This is a genomic window from Kribbella antibiotica (genome assembly GCF_004349055.1).
GTDB lineage: Bacteria > Actinomycetota > Actinomycetes > Propionibacteriales > Kribbellaceae > Kribbella > Kribbella antibiotica.
This window is the reverse complement of record NZ_SMKX01000071.1, coordinates 1-16,319: the sequence shown is the minus strand read 5'-3', so window position 1 is coordinate 16,319 and position 16,319 is coordinate 1. Positions and strand designations below refer to the sequence as shown.

Annotated in this window: 14 protein-coding genes; 5 read left to right on the top strand and 9 right to left on the bottom strand. The window is 67.4% G+C overall.

The annotated features are described in order from the left end of the window. Nucleotides 1-17 precede the first annotated feature (17 nt). Nucleotides 18-1,370, top strand: a complete 1,353-nt coding sequence (locus E1263_RS23070; protein WP_132170736.1) for an SPFH domain-containing protein — start codon at nucleotides 18-20, stop codon at nucleotides 1,368-1,370. Nucleotides 1,371-1,427: 57 nt separating this feature from the next. Next, nucleotides 1,428-2,210 (top strand): peptidoglycan DD-metalloendopeptidase family protein, encoded by a 783-nt coding sequence (locus tag E1263_RS23065; protein WP_132170734.1) that lies wholly within the window; start codon nucleotides 1,428-1,430, stop codon nucleotides 2,208-2,210. Between the two features lie 51 nt (nucleotides 2,211-2,261). On the opposite strand, the gene E1263_RS23060 is transcribed toward E1263_RS23065, so the two are convergent. The 3 genes from E1263_RS23060 to E1263_RS23050 form a co-directional block, all read right to left on the bottom strand. After that, nucleotides 2,262-3,395 carry a S1 family peptidase gene (locus E1263_RS23060; protein WP_132170732.1) on the bottom strand — a complete coding sequence of 378 codons (1,134 nt, stop codon included), beginning with the start codon at nucleotides 3,393-3,395 and terminating at the stop codon, nucleotides 2,262-2,264. 96 nt (nucleotides 3,396-3,491) lie between these two features. After that, nucleotides 3,492-4,130 (bottom strand): response regulator, encoded by a 639-nt coding sequence (locus E1263_RS23055; protein ID WP_132170730.1) that lies wholly within the window; start codon nucleotides 4,128-4,130, stop codon nucleotides 3,492-3,494. Beyond that, entirely contained in the window at nucleotides 4,121-5,236 is a 1,116-nt protein-coding gene (locus tag E1263_RS23050; protein ID WP_132170728.1) for a sensor histidine kinase, read from the bottom strand. Before E1263_RS23050 ends, E1263_RS23055 begins: the two co-directional genes overlap by 10 nt. A gap of 110 nt (nucleotides 5,237-5,346) precedes the next feature. Here E1263_RS23050 and E1263_RS23045 point away from each other — a divergent pair, with 110 nt between their 5' ends. Beyond that, the gene (locus E1263_RS23045; RefSeq protein WP_202869005.1) at nucleotides 5,347-6,207 is read left to right on the top strand and encodes a CPBP family intramembrane glutamic endopeptidase; all 861 of its coding nucleotides are present in this window, start codon (nucleotides 5,347-5,349) and stop codon (nucleotides 6,205-6,207) included. Here the strand turns inward: E1263_RS23045 and E1263_RS23040 are convergent. The 6 genes from E1263_RS23040 to ffh form a co-directional block, all read right to left on the bottom strand. Next, complete coding sequence (locus E1263_RS23040) at nucleotides 6,202-7,572, bottom strand: N-acetylmuramoyl-L-alanine amidase (protein WP_238161433.1); 1,371 nt, start codon at nucleotides 7,570-7,572, stop codon at nucleotides 6,202-6,204. The two genes, E1263_RS23045 and E1263_RS23040, sit on opposite strands and share 6 nt — an antisense overlap. A 125-nt stretch (nucleotides 7,573-7,697) precedes the next feature. After that, entirely contained in the window at nucleotides 7,698-9,083 is a 1,386-nt protein-coding gene (locus E1263_RS23035; RefSeq protein WP_132170724.1) for an N-acetylmuramoyl-L-alanine amidase, read from the bottom strand. A gap of 141 nt (nucleotides 9,084-9,224) precedes the next feature. After that, nucleotides 9,225-10,310: an amidohydrolase family protein gene (locus E1263_RS23030; RefSeq protein ID WP_132170722.1), complete on the bottom strand. Its 1,086-nt coding sequence runs from the start codon at nucleotides 10,308-10,310 to the stop codon at nucleotides 9,225-9,227. Nucleotides 10,311-10,334: 24 nt separating this feature from the next. Continuing rightward, the gene (locus E1263_RS23025; RefSeq protein WP_238161431.1) at nucleotides 10,335-11,471 is read right to left on the bottom strand and encodes a lytic transglycosylase domain-containing protein; all 1,137 of its coding nucleotides are present in this window, start codon (nucleotides 11,469-11,471) and stop codon (nucleotides 10,335-10,337) included. 212 nt (nucleotides 11,472-11,683) lie between these two features. Further along, the gene (locus tag E1263_RS23020) at nucleotides 11,684-12,994 is read right to left on the bottom strand and encodes a lytic transglycosylase domain-containing protein (RefSeq protein WP_132170718.1); all 1,311 of its coding nucleotides are present in this window, start codon (nucleotides 12,992-12,994) and stop codon (nucleotides 11,684-11,686) included. Between the two features lie 155 nt (nucleotides 12,995-13,149). Further along, nucleotides 13,150-14,706, bottom strand: coding sequence for a signal recognition particle protein (ffh, locus tag E1263_RS23015; protein WP_132170716.1), 1,557 nt, complete (start codon nucleotides 14,704-14,706; stop codon nucleotides 13,150-13,152). Nucleotides 14,707-15,035: 329 nt separating this feature from the next. Here ffh and E1263_RS23010 point away from each other — a divergent pair, with 329 nt between their 5' ends. Together E1263_RS23010 and E1263_RS23005 are read left to right on the top strand one after the other, a co-directional pair. Next, nucleotides 15,036-15,452, top strand: coding sequence for a hypothetical protein (locus E1263_RS23010; RefSeq protein WP_132170714.1), 417 nt, complete (start codon nucleotides 15,036-15,038; stop codon nucleotides 15,450-15,452). 2 nt (nucleotides 15,453-15,454) lie between these two features. Beyond that, nucleotides 15,455-16,319 (top strand): hypothetical protein (locus tag E1263_RS23005; RefSeq protein ID WP_132170712.1); only part of this gene is annotated, 865 nt, incomplete at its 3' end.

Here is a 16,319-nt window from a genome sequence, read left to right as displayed (position 1 = left end):
GGTTCCCTGGAGGGGAAATGTTCTGGACGTACGTGATCGGCGGCGCCATTGCCCTGGTCGTACTACTTCTCTTGTTCCGGATGGTCTGGCGGGTCGCCGAACCGAACGAGGCACTCATCATCTCCGGCCTCGGCGCGCATTCGAGTTCGGAGCAGGTCAACGAGACCCTCGGGTTCAAGATCGTCGTCGGCCGCGGCACCGCGGTTCTCCCCGGCTTCCAGACCGTCCGGCGGCTGCCGCTCGACATCCGGGCTACTCCGCTGACCGTCACGTGCGTGTCCAGCCAAGGGATTCCGCTGCACATCAAGGGCGTCACGGCGTACAAGGTCGGTGACGACTACGGCTCGATCGCGAACGCGGCCCGGCGCTTCCTGGAGCAGAGCGACGAGCAGGTCATGAGCACGATCCACGAACTGTTCGCCGGTCACCTGCGCGCGATCGTCGGTTCCACCACGGTCGAGGAGATGCTGCACGACCGCGAGACGCTGACCACGAACATCCGCGGCTCGCTGGCCGGTGACATGGAGAAGCTCGGCCTGGTGGTCGATTCCCTGCAGATCCAGGAGATCGACGACGAGTCCGGCTACATCCGCAACCTCGGTCGCCCGCAGGCCGCTGCCGTCGAGGCCGCAGCCCGGATCGCGCAGGCCGAGCGGGACAAGGAAGCCACCGAGCGCGAGCAGGTTGCCGCGGCGGCCAAGGCGGCCGCCGTACGGCAGAGCTCGATCGCCCAGGCCGGTTACCAGGCTGAGGTCGACCAGGCGCGGTCGAAGGCGCAGCAGTCCGGCCCGCTGGCCGAGGCGCTGGCCCGCCAGCAGGTTGTCGTCGCCGAGACCGAGACCGCCAAGCTGAACGCGTCGCTGGCCGAGAAGCAGCTGGAGTCGTCGGTGCTGAAGCCGGCCGACGCCGAGGCCTACAAGCAGCGCACGCTGGCCAACGCGGCCCGCGACGCGCAGATCGCGTCCGCCGAGGCGAACGCCCGTGAGGTCACGCTGCGCGGTGAGGCCCAGGCGAAGGCGACCGAGCTGAACGGTAAGGCCGAGGCGGCCGCCGTGCAGGCGAAGGCGATGGCCGAGGCGGCCGGTATCAAGGCGCGCGCCGAGGCGCTGGCCACCAACACCGACGCGGTTGTGGCCCAGCAGCTCGCCGAGGCCTACCCGGAGATCGTTCGCGCGGCCGCGAGCTCGTTCGAGAAGGTCGGCAACATGGTCGTCCTGAACGGTGCCCAGGGCATCGAGGACACCCTGGTCAAGACGATCACGATGGGTGGGTCCGGGTTCGCCCTGGCCAAGCAGCTGATCGAGTCGCTCAGCAGCACCAAGAGCGAAGACGCCAAGCCCTTACCGCAGGCGCCGACAGAAACGCTCTGACATTTATTAACTACTCTGGGTCTTGCATGGTTTGTTGTTCACCATGACACTGCAGAAATGCCGCCCAGAAAATTCGTAGCAGTTCTCGCCGCGATCCTGCTCGGTGCCGCCACCCTGGTGGCCGTACCGACGCAGGCGCAGGCAGCGCCGAACTTCAAGGCCCCATTCCCTTGTGGCCAACGCTGGACCTACAGCCACCACTCCACTGAGGTCCGCCGCGCACTCGACTTCATCCGCTCCGACGGAGGCACGACAGGCGGTACGCCGGTCCTCGCCTCCGCGGGCGGTACGGCGTACCGGGAGTACCAGGCCGGTGGAGCCGGCAACTGGATCCGCATCGAGCACGGTGGTGGGTGGAAGACGTACTACTTCCACCTGTCCGCGTACTCGGTGGCCAACGGAGCAGCCGTCTCGCAGGGTCAGCAGATCGGGGTCACCGGCACCACCGGCGCCTCGAGCGGGCCGCACATCCACTACGAGCAGCTGCTCAACGGTGTGGGACAGAACATCGTCATCAACGGCAGCGGGCTCGCCTACCCGGGCTCCTATGGCAGCTACCACCTGACCAGCGACAACGGTTGCGGTGGACCCGGAAAGCCCTTCATGACCTGGGGGTCCGGTGTCAACGTCCGGTCCACGCCGCGGCTGAACGGTTCCGTGGTGGCCACTCTCGGCGGCCCGACCTCGGTCCGGGTGCTGTGCCAGATCCAGGGTGACACCGTGAACGCCGAGGGGTACACCAACAACTGGTGGGCCAAGCTCAACTCACCGGCCGGCTACATGACCAACATCTACATCGACGATCCGAACGCGAAGCTCCCCGGCGTACCGGAGTGCTGAAACAGGTGACCCGGATCCCCTTCTTGCGCGGGGGATCCGGGCCATCTGTCGTTATGCAGTGTGCAGGGTCAGACCGTAGGCCTGGAGAATCTCGTTGACCGGCTGGAACCAGGTCTCGCCACCACTGCTGCAGTTACCCCAGCCGCCGGACGTCACGCCCTGCGCCTGGTCACCGGTGATGAACGACCCGCCCGAGTCGCCACCCTCGGCGCAGACACTGGTCTTCGTTGCTCCGTAGAACAACTGACCGTTGCCGTAGTTCACGGTCTCGTTCTTGCCCGTCACGTTGCCACAGTGCCAGTGCGTGGTCGAGCCACTGCGGCAGACCGACGAACCGATCGGCGCTTCCCACGATCCGCGGACGAGCTTGTCCCCGCTCCCCCAGCCGAGGACGACCGGAACGGTCCACCAGCCATAGCCGGTCGCGACCCAGGCATAGTCGTTGCCAGGGAAGGACCAGGCCCGGAAATCGCCCTGGTCCGAACCGTCCCAGCCGCGGACCCGTCCGCTTCGGCCGCAGTGGCCGGCGGTGACGTAACCGCCGTGCACGGAGAAGCCGATCGAGCAGCGGATGTTGCTGACGTAGTACGGGTCGCCGCCGACAGTGCCGGCCGCGAACGTCTGCGGCGCCTGCGACGCCACCTCGCGAACGGTCACCGCACCAGCCTTGCCGACCTTGGCCACGAACGCGTCGATGGCCTGGGATCGCTTACCTGCTTGGACATTGATGACGACGCTGCCGGTCTTCGGATCGGCTGACCAGCCGCTGACCGCAGCCGGCACAGCCTTCCCGGCCAGCTTGTCGACGGCATCCTTCTGCTTGGCCAGTACGGCGGCAGTCTTCGGCACGGCAACCGTTTCGACACCAGTCGCCTGCACAGCGGCTACGCGGCTCGAACCGGCCAGTCCGACCACCAGCTTCTGCTTGGCGGCGTCGTACCAGGCACCGCCGAACTCTGCACCGGCTGCCTTCTGGGCAGTCGGCAGCAGTTTGGCGGCATCGGTCTCGGACTTGAGCCGCGCGTTCATCTGCTGCTCGGTCAGGCCGAAGTCCTTCTGCATCGCTTCGGCTTGACCGGCAACGGTCAGCGGCTTGTCGATGCCGGTGGCAACGGCTTGGCCGGCGAGCTGACCGGGAACGCTGATCGCGCTCACTGCCAGCACAGCCGTCAGGAAAACCTTCATTGTTCTCTCCCTCACCTAGGGGCGGTTTCGGTGGGTGTGAGAGCGCTCTCTGGTTGAGAGTGGCGTACGTTGCACCGGTCGTCAAGACCGCATGCGTCAGAGTCCCAAGTAGGCCAGAACCGCCAGCACGCGGCGGTGGCCGGAATCGGACACCGGCAGGTCCAGTTTGAGGAAAACGTTTCCAACGTGTTTGTGGACAGCACCTTCGGAGACGACGAGCTTCGTCGCGATCGCGGTGTTGCCGAGTCCTTCGGCCATCAGGGCGAGGACTTCCTGCTCCCGCGGAGTGAGGCGGTCGAGCGGATTGCTCTTCTTCACCATCAGCTGGCTGACCACTTCCGGGTCGAGCACCGTGCCGCCCGCCGCAACCCGCCGTACCGCCTCGAGGAACTCGTCGACGCGGGACACCCGATCCTTGAGCAGATACCCGACACCTTCGCTGCCGGCCGCGAGAAGTTCGGCCGCGTAGATCTCCTCGACGTACTGGGAAAAGACCAGCACCGGAAAGGCCGGTCGCTCACTGCGCGCCTTGATGGCGGCGCGCAGACCCTCGTCGGTGAAGGTGGGCGGCAACCGTACATCGACGATGGCGATATCGACCTGGTGGTCGGCCAGCGCCTGCTCGAAACCGTCCACATCGGCGGCGACCGCCGCCACTTCGAACCCCGAATTGCTCAGCAGCAGACCGAGCCCCTCGGCCAGGATCGGGTTGTCCTCAAGGATGATCACTCGCACGGAAAGCTGACCTCGATCGTGGTGGGTCCGCCGATCGGGCTCCGCAGTTCCAGATGGCCGTCGATCGCTTCTACCCGGTGGAGCATGCCATGCAGCCCGCTCCCCCGGCCCAGCAGGTCGGACTGTTCGTTGATGCGCGCGCCACCGATTCCGTCGTCGGTGATCTCCAGGTAGAGCTCAGTGCCGCGGCGCTCCAGCACCAGGTCGACCCGGCCGGCTGCGGAGTGCTTGGTGACGTTGGTGAGGGACTCCGCGACGACGAAGTACGCAGCGGCCTCTACTGGGGCTGGGACCTGGCCGAGCTCCGCCACCCGCAGCTCCACCGGCAGTGGGCAGCGAGCGGCGAGTGCGGAGACCGCACCGGCCAGACCGCGGTCCTGAAGGATCGGTGGGTACATAGTGCGCAGTACGCCGCGTAGCTCGTGCATGGCTTGTTCGGCGCCATCGCGAGCATCGTCGAGCAGCTTGGCCGCCTTCTCCGGGTCATCGGCCATCACCTGCTTGGCGATGCCGATGCGCATCGCCAGCGACACCAACTGGGCTTGCGTGCCGTCATGCAGATCTCTCTCGATCCGGCGCAGCTCTGCGCCGTGTGAGTCCACCGCACCGGCCCGGGTGCGCGTCAGCTCCTCCACCCGCTGGTTGAGGCGAGCCGCCTCCAGCTGGTCGGCTGTGGGCGCCAGCACCTTCAGCACCGTCTTGGCGTGGCCACGAGCCAGCGCTGGCGTCACCCAGCCCAGCAGCCCCAACCCCAGCAGGATCTGCAGCGGTGCAAGCCGGACTACATCCCACCAGCTGTCGAGGGTGACGCCCAGCAGAGTGGTGTCGTTGACGCCGAACTGCCACAACACCGTGGTCAGCAGTGCGCTCGGTACGGCGCAGATCCCGAACAGTACGACGAACAGCTCCGGGATGTACGCCAGGACGCCCAGCGTGAGCCACAGGCCCCGCTTGAACGACCTCTTCGTGCCGGCCGGCAACTGCGCCACGTCGTACCGGTCCAGGTACTTGCCTGCTCGGACGAGCTCGCCGTTGGCAGTGAACGACCGCAGCAGTAGGAACTTGCTTGCTGATCCCCCGCGGCCCAGCCGCCGTGTCCACGTCATACCTCGATCATGCGGTACAACGGCGGCTGGGTCGGTACAGCAGGCTCTACTCTTCCTACACCTGTAGGCGGGATCGTAACCGGGCCTAGATGTTTCTAGCGTCGACTTGTATGACGACTACTCTCGTGAACCGACGATCCAAGGCAGATCTTCCCATCTACCTCATGCTCGCGTACGGCGGGATGTGGCTGGCCATGTCGCCACTGCTGCTGAGTGGATTCGAACGCACCGAAACCCAGCCGCACATGGGCACCTTCGAGACGGCGTGCATCTTCGCCGGCATGCTCACGCCCGCCTTGGCAGCTGTGTTCGTGCTGCGCTCTGTCGTGAAGGTGCCCGATCTCCGGGCCGCACTCGGGCTGGTCCTGCCCAGACCCTGGCGCAAGGGACTCCTCGATTGCGCGCTCGCGATCGCCGTACCGCTGCTACTCACTGTGGCCTCGCTGGTGGTCGCCTGGCTGGCCGGGGGCTACGAGTTCGACCTCAGCAGGCTCTTCGAGCCTCAGATGCTCGGCTGGCTCGGCGCGGTGGCGTTGACGGTGGTCATCGGACTGCCGTTCTTCTACGGCGAGGAGCTGGGTTGGCAGGGGTACTTGCTCCCCCGGATGCGGCGCTACGGGCTACTGCCCGCGTATGTGCTGACCGGGATTCTGATGGCGCTCTGGCACCTGCCGACGCTGCTCATGGGCGGGCAGTACCCGGGGCACTCACTACTCGCCTCGGTGGGAAGCTTCATGATCGCGTGTCTGGTGATGCTGCCGATCTTCAGCTGGCTGCGGCTGCGGTCGGGCTCCGTGCTCCCCGCCGTACTGGCTCACGCAGTGGCCAGCAACGTGAGCACCCGGCTGGTATGGCAACTCAGCGAGCCCGGCCAGAACCTGGACCCGATGACTGTGGGTCTGCAGGGCTGGCCGGGCTGGCTGGTGATGGGTCTCTTCACCAGCTGGCTGGCATGGACGAAACGGCTATGACGTGCAGATGTCGATTCCGGGGAGCTTGGCATCTGGGTGGGCGATGTAGATGTTGCTGACGTAGCCACCCTGGTCGCGGAGCTTGGACCACCAGTTGTTGGTGGTGCCCTCCGCGGTGACCGTGTCGCCCTGGATCTGGCAGAGGACCTGGACCCGCGTCGGGCCGGGCAGGACGGTCACTTTGTCGTCGCGCAGATGGGGTCCCTTGCGGACGTTGACGTTCTCGCTCCAGGTGCTGAAGTTCCAGGTCGGCGGATCCGGCAGCGGGGCCGGGTTGCCGCCGTTCACCAGCTGCATGTAGTAGTCCCAGTTCCAGTGCGGCCCAGGGTCGGTGTGGGTCTGGTTCGGAAGCTCGACGTGCCCCTTGATGTGGTCCCGGTCCTTCGGGATACCCCGGCGGTCGGCGATGTTGCGGGTCAGCGCGGCCGACGCGCGGTACATCGAGTTGGTGAACCAGGTCGCGTCATGGACGTATCCCTCGTGCTCGATACCGATCGAGTAGGGGTTCGCCGAGAGGGCGTGCCAGGCCTTGTCCTTCTCGGCCACCATCTGGGTGACCTGTCCGTCGTCGGACCGGACCACGTAATGGGCGCTGGTCTTGGCCTGCGGATCCTTGAACCAGCTGATCGTCCCGGCGTATTGGCCCTGGGTGACGTGGATGACGATCGTGGTGATCGGCACGGACCGGCCGACGTCGTAGTTGCAGCTGCAGGCCGGGTTCCAGATCGCGCCGGGGTAGTCGACGGCCTGGGCCGAGGACGCCGCCTGGGTGCCGAGCGGCGCGACCTTCGCGTAGCTGCCGAGCTGCGGAGTGACCCGCTTCGGCGCGACCGTCACACCCGCGAACCGCACACCCGCGCCGATGATCCGGAAGACCTCGTCGGTGTACAGCCGGGCAGTGGGTCCGTCGGCGGAGTGCGAGTACTTGGCGACGGACTCGTACCAGCGGCCGGCATCCTTGCGCGCAGCGCCCCGCAGACCCGACGCGTCGGCGTACGAGTCGAGGACCGCGGCAGCACCTTCAATATTCGAGGCGGCGTCCTTGGCGAGCTTCTCGACCGGCAGACCGGTCAGCTTGGCGGCGTCGGACAGCGTGCGGTTCTTGTTGTTGCTCACGAGGTGCATGAGGCCGTAGCCGCCTGCCTGGCTCGGCTCCCCGTTGTGGCCGTCGAGGTGCGTCTCGGCGTATCCGATGCCGACGAGCACCTCACGCGGTACGTCGTACTTGGTGGAGGCGTTGCTGAACGCCGTCGAGAGGTCGACTGGGCGGCCAGGCTGCGTCGGCTGGGCGGCGTTGCTCGGCAGGCTGCTCAAGGCGAGAGCTCCGGCGGCGGCCGCGGCGAGCAGGGCGGAGAATCTGGACACGGGTACTCGGGCGATTTTCCCCATGGGCATCCTTCTGTTGGCGTGAATTCGCCGCGATCATTCCACGCCAGAAGATCACTGCCGGGTGCGAAAAGCACCCGGCAGTGCTTCACCCGCGATCGCGGTCAGCAGACCGGGACCCCTGGAAGCTTCGGGTTCGGGTCGGAGATGTAGATGTTGGTCATGTAGCCGCCCTGGTCGCGGAGCTTGGCCCACCAGTTGTTGGTGGTCCCCTCAGCGGTGACGGTGTCGCCCTGGACCTGGCAGGTGACGAAGACCTGCGTCGGGCCGGGGAGCTCGGTGATGATGGTGCCGTTCAGACGAGGCGTCGCGCGGACGCGGACGCCGCTGCCGTAGGTGGTGAAGTTGTACGTCGGCGGGTTCGGGTTGCCGCCGTTCACCAGCTGCATGTAGTAGGTCCAGTTCCAGTTCGGGCCCGGGTCGGTGTGCGTCTGGTTCGGGAACTCGCTGTGACCCTTGATGTGGGCCCGGTCCTTCGGGATGCCACGCCGGTCGGCGATGTTGCGGACCAGGGCCGCCGACGACTTGTACATCGCGTCGGTGAACCACGACGGGTTGTCGACGAATCCCTCGTGCTCGATGCCGACCGTGTAGGGGTTCTCGGTGCCGACGTGCCAGGCCTTGTCCTTCTCGGCCACCATCTGCGTGATCTGTCCGTCGCTGGACCGGATCACGTAGTGCGCGCTGACCTGGGCCGCCGAGTTCTTGAACCAGCTGATCGTCCCGGCGTACGAGCCCTGCGTCACGTGGATGGTGATCGCGGAGATCGCCTTCGTCCGGCCGACCGTGTAGTTGCAGCTACAGGCCGCGTTCCAGATCGCGCCGGGGTAGTCGACGGCGGCGACCGAGGATTCCGTCCGGGTGCCGAGCGGGGCGACCTTCGCGTACGTGCCGCGCTGCGGGGTGACCTTGGTCGGCGCGACCGTCACGCCTTCGGCCTGCACACCCGCGCCGATGATCCGGAAGACCTCGTCGGTGTAGAGCCGGGCGGTCGGGCCGTCGGCGGAGTGCGAGTACCTGGCGACGGCCTCGTACCAACGGCCGCTGTCCTTGCGCGCATCCCCTTGCAGGCCTGCGGAATCGGCGTACGAGTCGAGCACCGCGGCGGCGCCTTGGATGTTCGAGGGGATGTCCTTGGCGAGCTTCTCGACCGGCAGACCGGTCAGCTTGGCCGCCTCGGACATCGTGGGGTTCTTGTTGTTGCTGACCAGGTGCATGACGCCGTAGCCGTTGGACTGGCTCGGCCGGCCACCATGGTCCTCCAGGTGCGACTCTGCATATCCGACCGCGACCAGAACCTCTCGCGGTACGTCGTACTTCGCGGAAGCGGCGGTGAACGCCGACGAAATATCGGTCGTGACGGCCGGCTGCACCGGCTGCACCGGCTCGGCGGCATTGCTCGGCAGTGCACTCAGTGCGAGGGCTCCGGCAGCCGCCGCGGCCAGCAGAGCGGAGAGTTTCGGCACGGGTACTCGGGCGATTTTCCCCATGGGCGGTTCCTTCCCTTGGCCGGTCCAGCGAGGGGCGGTCGGTGGTCCCGGGTGCAAGCTAGCCGCCACGCTAGGCGAAAACATTCCACTCTGACCAGTGTTCAGGTGAACTTATTTCCATCACCCCGTGAATTCGCCTCGTTACGCGATTCTGCCACGGAGGACGATCAGTTTCGGGTGCGACAGGACGGCCGGATTCGCTCGAGGATCCTCGTCGTAGACGACCAGATCGGCCGGGTCCCCGGGCTGCAGGGCGCTCGGAACGCCGAGCCACTCCCGGGCCGCCCACGATCCCGCCGCCAGCGCCTGCTCCCCCGACATCCCGAGCCCGGTCAGTGCCTGGATCTCACTCGCGATCAGTCCGTGGCCGAGAACGCCGCCCGCGTCAGTTCCGGCGTACACGGGGACGCCTGCCTCGAACGCATCCGCGAGCCGCTGCAGCCGACGCTCGTACAGGTCGGTCATGTGCACCGAGTAGACCGGGAACTTCGCGGCGGCCTGATCGGCGTACTCCGGGAAGTTCTCCAGCTGAATCAACGTCGGTACGACGGCCACCTGGTGCTCGGCCATCTGCGCCAGCATGTCTGGTTCGAGACCGGTGCCGTGCTCGATGCAGTCGATCCCGGCCGCGAGGAGATCGGGCAGAGCGTGTTCACCGAAGACGTGCGCGGTGACTCGGGCACCGAGCTCGTGGGCGCGAGCGATGGCCGCGTTCAGCGCCTCAGCCGGCCAGCACGGGGTCAGGTCACCAGCGTCGCGGTCGATCCAGTCGCCGACCAGCTTCACCCAGCCGTCACTGCGGAGGGCCTCCTGCTCGACGTACGCGACCAGCTCTTCGGGCTCGATCTCCCAGCCGTAGTTGCGGATGTAGCGCTTCGAGCGGGCGATGTGCCGACCGGCCCGGATGATCTTCGGGAGATCCGGCCGGTCGTCGATCCAGCGGGTGTCGGTCGGCGAACCGGCATCGCGGACTAGCAGCGCACCCGCGTCTCGGTCGGCGATCGCCTGCAGCTCCGCGGTCTCCCGGTCGACGCCACCATGGGTGTCGAGGCCGATGTGACAGTGCGCGTCCACGAGGCCCGGGATGATCCAGCCGCCGGTGTGGACGGTCGTCACATCAGCAGTGGCAGGCCGGTCGACGACCAGCCCGCCACTGAGATGAAGCTCCTGCTGCTCACCGGACGGCAACACCGTGCCGACGAGCCGTAGTACGCCGGATTCGCTCATAGGGCGACCGTATCCGGCGGGGGATCACCCGTGCGAGCCGCCGCCCGGAGTACAGGTCGGGGTGGTCGGGTCCGCCGTACACGGCGTACCGCTCGGGGTCTCCGACGGCGTCGGCGTGGGAGTCGGCGTCGGGGTCGGAGTGGGGGTCGGCGTCGGCGTGGGAGTCGGCGTCGGGGTCGGCGTCGGCCGCGGCGTCGTCGGCGGCTTGGTCGGCTTCGTCGTCGGCGGCTTCGTCGGCTCCTCCACCGGATCCGGCGTGGTCGACGGCGTCGTCGTCGGCTTCTTCGTCGGCACCGGGGTCGGCTTGGTGTCGTCCGGCACGTCCGGGACCTGGCGCGGGTCGACCTTGCGCTCGGCGTTACCGGTCGGCTTCGGGACCGACAGCTCACCCTTCTCGTTCGGGACCAGGACGGCGTTCTTGCTGTAGACGCGCATCCACTTCAGCACCGTGGCGACGAAGTCCTTGGAGTGCTGGTAGCGCAGCAGGGACTCGACCAGATCCCGCGGGCGCTTCAGGTCGTCGCCCTCGGAGCACAGGTAGACAGCCACGGTGGTGACCGCGTCGTACACGTTGTTCGGGTTGCGGAATTCGTCGCCGTTGCCGTTGGCACCGTAGACGGCCCACACCTGCGGGATGATCTGCATCGGGCCGACGGCGCGGTCCCAGACCCGGTCGCCGTCGAACTTGCCCTGGTCGCTGTCGGGGATCTTGCCGTTGCCGTTCTTGCCGTTCAGCATCGGGCCGTAGATCTTGCCGCGGGTGGTGCCCGCCACGTCGACCCGGCCGCCGCTGGCGTGGTCGGACTCGACCTTGCCGATCCCGGCCAGCAACGGCCAGGTGAGACCACAGTTCGGCCGGATCACGGCGAGATTCGCGGTGGCGCGGCGGTAGGCGGGGAAGACCCCGCGCGGGATGCCGTTGACGGCCCCCGGACGCCCGGGACGGACCACCGAGCGGCCGTCGGTGGCCCCTTGGACGGGCACGTCGGCACGGGCAGGTTTATCGGATCCGAGCCGGCCGTCCACTCCGGGACGCTGCGGCACGATCATCGTCAGTTCGTCGAACTCACCGCTGTTCAGTCCGGCTCCAGGCTGTGGAGCCACCGGACTGTCCGTCGCGAGCTGGCCGGAGGCACCGGCCCCACCCGAAGCCACTGTCACGATCGCCCCGACCAGGAGCGGGACCGTGCACAGTGACGCGATGATTATTTTGACCCGACGGTTTCCACTACGGGTTAGGCGCATAGTCGGCTCAACGACCGATGCGCCAGAAAGTTACATCAAGTCGATGCAAAGTTACTTGGCGCGCCTTGACCGGAACGAACAGGCAGTGCGTAGCACGAAATCGTGCAGGACAACGGCTTGGTACGCCGTCAGTTTCCGGGCTGCGGAGCGACCTGTTCGGTCCCGGCGGCCGGTGTCGGGTTCGGCGTGCTGCACGGCGGCGGGGTCGCCGGGTCGTCGGCCTGGGCCTGCGCCTGCTGCCCGGTCGGGGTGCTCTCCGGCGTGGTCGACGGAGTGCCTTCCGGAGTGGGCGTCGGCGTCGGCGTCGGGGTGTTGCACACCGGCGGCGTCGTCGGCGGAGTGGTGGGCGGAGTCGTCGGCGGCGTTGTCGGCGGCCGGGGGGTCGTCGGCGGCGTCCACGGCGGCTTCGGCGTGCTCGGCTTCGGGGTCGACGGCTTCGGCGTACTGGGCTTGGGCGTCGACGGCTTCGGCGTGGTCGGCGCCGGCGTCGTCGGGGTGACCGTCGGCGTCGGGGTCGGCGTGGGCGTCGGCGTGGTGTTGTTCCGGGTCGGGTTGTTGACGTTGCCGGTGTCGTCCGGCGGGTCGATCACGCCGTCGGTGTCCGGAACCTTCACGGTCTGCTTGCTGTAGGACTGCATCCAGCGCAGCACCGTGGAGACGTAGTCCATCGAGTGGTTGTAGCGCAGCACCGCCTGCACCAGGCCCTGGGCGTTGGACAGGTCGGAACCACCCGAGCAGAGGTAGTCACCGGCAGCCCGAGCCGCGTCGAAGACGTTGTGCGGGTCCTTGACGCCGTCGCCGTTACCGTCCGCCCCGAAGGCCTTCCAGGTCCCCGGAATGAACTGCATCGGCCCGACAGCGCGGTCCCATTGCTTGTCACCGTCGTACAGGCCCTGGTCGGTGTCGGAGATGGCGGCCATCCCGGGGCCGCCGTTCAGCACCGGGCCGAGGATCTTGCCGCGGGTGTTGCCGTTCGTCTCGACCTTGCCGGCGTTCGCGTGGTCGGACTCGACCTTGCCGATCCCGGCCAGCAGCGGCCAGGTGATGTGGCAGTTCGGCTTCGCGGTGGCCAGGTCGGTCGCGACCTTCTGGTACGCCGCCAGGACGGTGCCGGGGATGCCGGACGCGTCACCGGTGATGCCGGGGATCGGCGGGACGTTGCCGTCCGTGCTGCCGGTGACCGGGACCGTGACGGTCGACTTCTCCTGGGTCGGGAGGCTGCCGTCCGCGCCGGGCTGGCTCGGGACGTTGCTGACCAGGTCGTCGAAGACCGAGTCCGGGCGTGGCGAGGCCAGGGCGTGGGCGTCCACGATGAACGTGTTCGACGTGACACCGCCGATCACGAACACAGCGACCATCGCCGTGGGCGGAGCCAAGCACACCCAGGTAGCGGTGAGCTTTCCCCGCCACGTGTCCAGGTTCTTGAACTGCTGCCTCATCCGAACCGTCCTTCGACGTTTCCGCAGTACTCGACTTTCTCCGGGCGTAGGGACGATCTTAGCGGGCCGAGGATCATCGACAACGGGTTACGGGGTGTCACTTCCTGCAGTGACCAGTTGTCCGATCGGGCGGGATCGGCTCCGGTCACCGCCTGTCACTGACCGCCGAGCATTTTCTTCAAGTCGTCAGGCAGCTCGAAGTCGCCGCCGTTCTGGCCACCGCCACCGAACGCGGCCGGCAGCTGACCGGGGGCCGGCGCCTCCGGCTGCGCCGGGCCGCCGGCGCGCTTGGCCGGGTTGCCCGACCCGCGCTTCTTGGCCTTCTTCACCTGCTGCTGCTTGGCCTTCTTGCCGCCACCACCAGGCATCCCCGGCATACCGGGCATCCCCGGGATGCCCTTGCCGGACGCCATCGCGGACATCATCTTGCGGGCCTCGAAGAACCGCTCGACCAGACCGCTGACGGTGGCGACCTCGGTCCCCGAACCCTTCGCGATCCGGGCCCGGCGGGAGCCGTTGATGATGTTCGGGTCGGTCCGCTCGGCCGGCGTCATCGAGTGGATGACCGCCTCGATGCGATCGATCTCACGTTCGTCGAAGTTCTCCAGCTGGTCCTTGAACTGGCTGGCACCGGGCAGCATGCCGAAGATCTTGGTCAGCGGACCCATCTTGCGCACCGACTGCATCTGGGCGAGGAAGTCGTCCAGCGTGAAGTCCTTGCCGCCCCGCTTCTGCAGCTTGGCCGCTGTCTTGGCCGCCGACTCCGCGTCGAAGCTCCGCTCGGCCTGCTCGATCAGGCTCATCACGTCACCCATACCGAGGATGCGCGAGGCCATCCGGTCGGGGTGGAAGACGTCGAAGTCCTCGAGCTTCTCGCCGTTGCTGGCGAACATCACCTGCCGGCCGGTCACCTGCGCGATCGACAGCGCCGCACCACCGCGGGCGTCACCGTCCAGCTTCGACAGCACGACACCGTCGAACCCGACCCCGTCGAGGAAGGCCTGCGCGGTGACCACCGCGTCCTGACCGATCATCGCGTCGACGACGAACAGGATCTCGTCCGGGTTCACCGCGTCGCGGATGTCCGCGGCCTGCTTCATCAGCTCCTCGTCGACACCCAGCCGGCCGGCCGTGTCAACGATCACCACGCTGTACTGCTTGCTGCGCGCCTCTTCCATCGCCCGCCGCGCCACATCCACCGGGTCGCCGACGCCGTTGCCAGGCTCGGGCGCGTACACCGGCACCCCGGCCCGCTCACCGACCACCTGAAGCTGCGTGACCGCGTTCGGACGCTGCAGGTCGGCCGCGACCAGGATCGGCGTCTGGTGCTTGGTCTCCTTCAGCCACTTGGCCAACTTGCCGGCCAGCGTCGTCTTACCCGCACCCTGCAGACCCGCCAGCATGATGACGGTCGGCGGCCGCTTGGACATCCGCAGCTCACGGGTCTCCCCGCCGAGGATGCCGACCAGCTCCTCGTTCACGATCTTGATCACCTGCTGCGCCGGGTTCAGCCCCCCGCGCACGTCCGCCCCGCTGGCCCGCTCCCGGATCTTCGCGATGAAGTCCTTCACCACCGGCAGCGCGACATCCGCCTCCAGCAGCGCGATCCGGATCTCCCGCGTCGTCGCTTCGATATCGGCATCGGTCAGCTTGCCCTTGCCGCGCAGATTCTTGAACGCAGCAGACAACCGATCGGAAAGCGTGTCGAACACGGCAAAGTCCATCCTCTAGCGAGCACCGAACAACTCCCCCAACTCTACCGGCCGGTCAACGCCCCCTCACCCCACCCGCCTTGAGCCCCATTCAGTCACTCACAGCGCGTGTCGACGACTGGTGCGGACCCAAAGCACGCCGCCGTCTGAGCCTTGAGCACGGTCCAGTCATCCGCGCGCCCGATCCATGACTGATGCGCGCACAAGGCTGTGGATAACTCGCGGCACGGCAACCCCGCTTCCGGCTAGCGTTCTGCCATGGACCTCGACGACTTCCGCGTACGGCGATCCACCCGACTGCTCGCAGGTCGCCGCTGGGTGCGTCCGTGATGGACATCGTCAAGATCAACTCGCTCTTCACGCAAGCGCGCTACGAACAGCGGGAGAATCCGTCGTACGACGTGAGGCCTACCCAGCAACGGCTCCGCGCTCTCGTCGCGGATGAGCCCGATTCCGACGACAAGACGTGGGCCTTGCGGTTGGCAGACAAACTCGCCGAACCGCTCCCGCCTCCGCCCAGGCTGAGCGCCCTGTACGACGAAGCTGTCGCGATCCAAGCCGCCCTCCCCTCCCCCGACGCGTCGCCCGAGGACCGGTACGCCGCACTCGCGGATGCGCATCATCGGATCTGGGAGATCGCCGACCGCGCCGACCCCAGCGAGGAAGTCCACATCCGGGCGCTCACGGCGCCGCTCCAGCAGCTCATGGACTACATCCGGCCGCCAACCTTCGGCTCGGGTAGCTGACCGTGCCCCGCTATCAGCTGGTACCACCCGACTCGCAGGTCCATCAGGAGTTCTCCCGCCTGCATCGGCTGGCGCAACAGCAGCGGCCCGGCAGTGCGGACCTGTGGAACGGTGAGCTGTACGCAGCCGAAGGCGGCCCTCTGGGTCAGCTCAACTCCGACAGCGGCGCGATCGCGCTCTCGTCGGAGCGAGTCCTTCCCTACCTCGCTGGTCCAGCTCCTCACGACCGAGCCAACCAGGCTCAGGCTCTGCGCACCGTCCTGGAACTGTCGACGCAGGCGAGCATGCCGAACGCCACACCGTCTCCCCATACCGACGCCCTGGCAACAGGGATCACACAGGTTCGTGTGACCACCGACTTCGAAACCTTTGCTCAGCGCGCGGGGTATCCGGACCTCCCGCCGCCCGTCCCGCAGCAAGGTACGCATGCTGCTGCGGACAGTCTTCTCACGCAGGCGTCTGGGCTCAACAAGAGTCGGGACGCGTTGTTGAGTGAGCTTGTAGCTACGCCTGTGGGGATGCAGTTCGACCGGCTTGCGGATGGCGTCGTACGGAATCGGCTGCGGGAAGAGATCCCGTACGACGCTGGGCGGCAGGAGGCGGCTCGGGCGCGACTGGTTGAGCCGATGCTGCATGAGGCGTGGCCGCAGTTGCCTGGGCACGATGCGGCGGCCGGGCGTCAGGTGGCGGACGAAATCCGGAGCGGACTGAACTCGACTGTCGAAGAGCTCCGTCACGAGCATCACCCCTCCGGAATGGGGTCAGCTCCGACCAACACCACGATGGAAGGGCAGATGCGGTTCTTGGATGGGCAGGTGAGCCCGACCGGGGCGGTCGCGCGGCGGCCGTCGCTTGGGGATGGGGCGC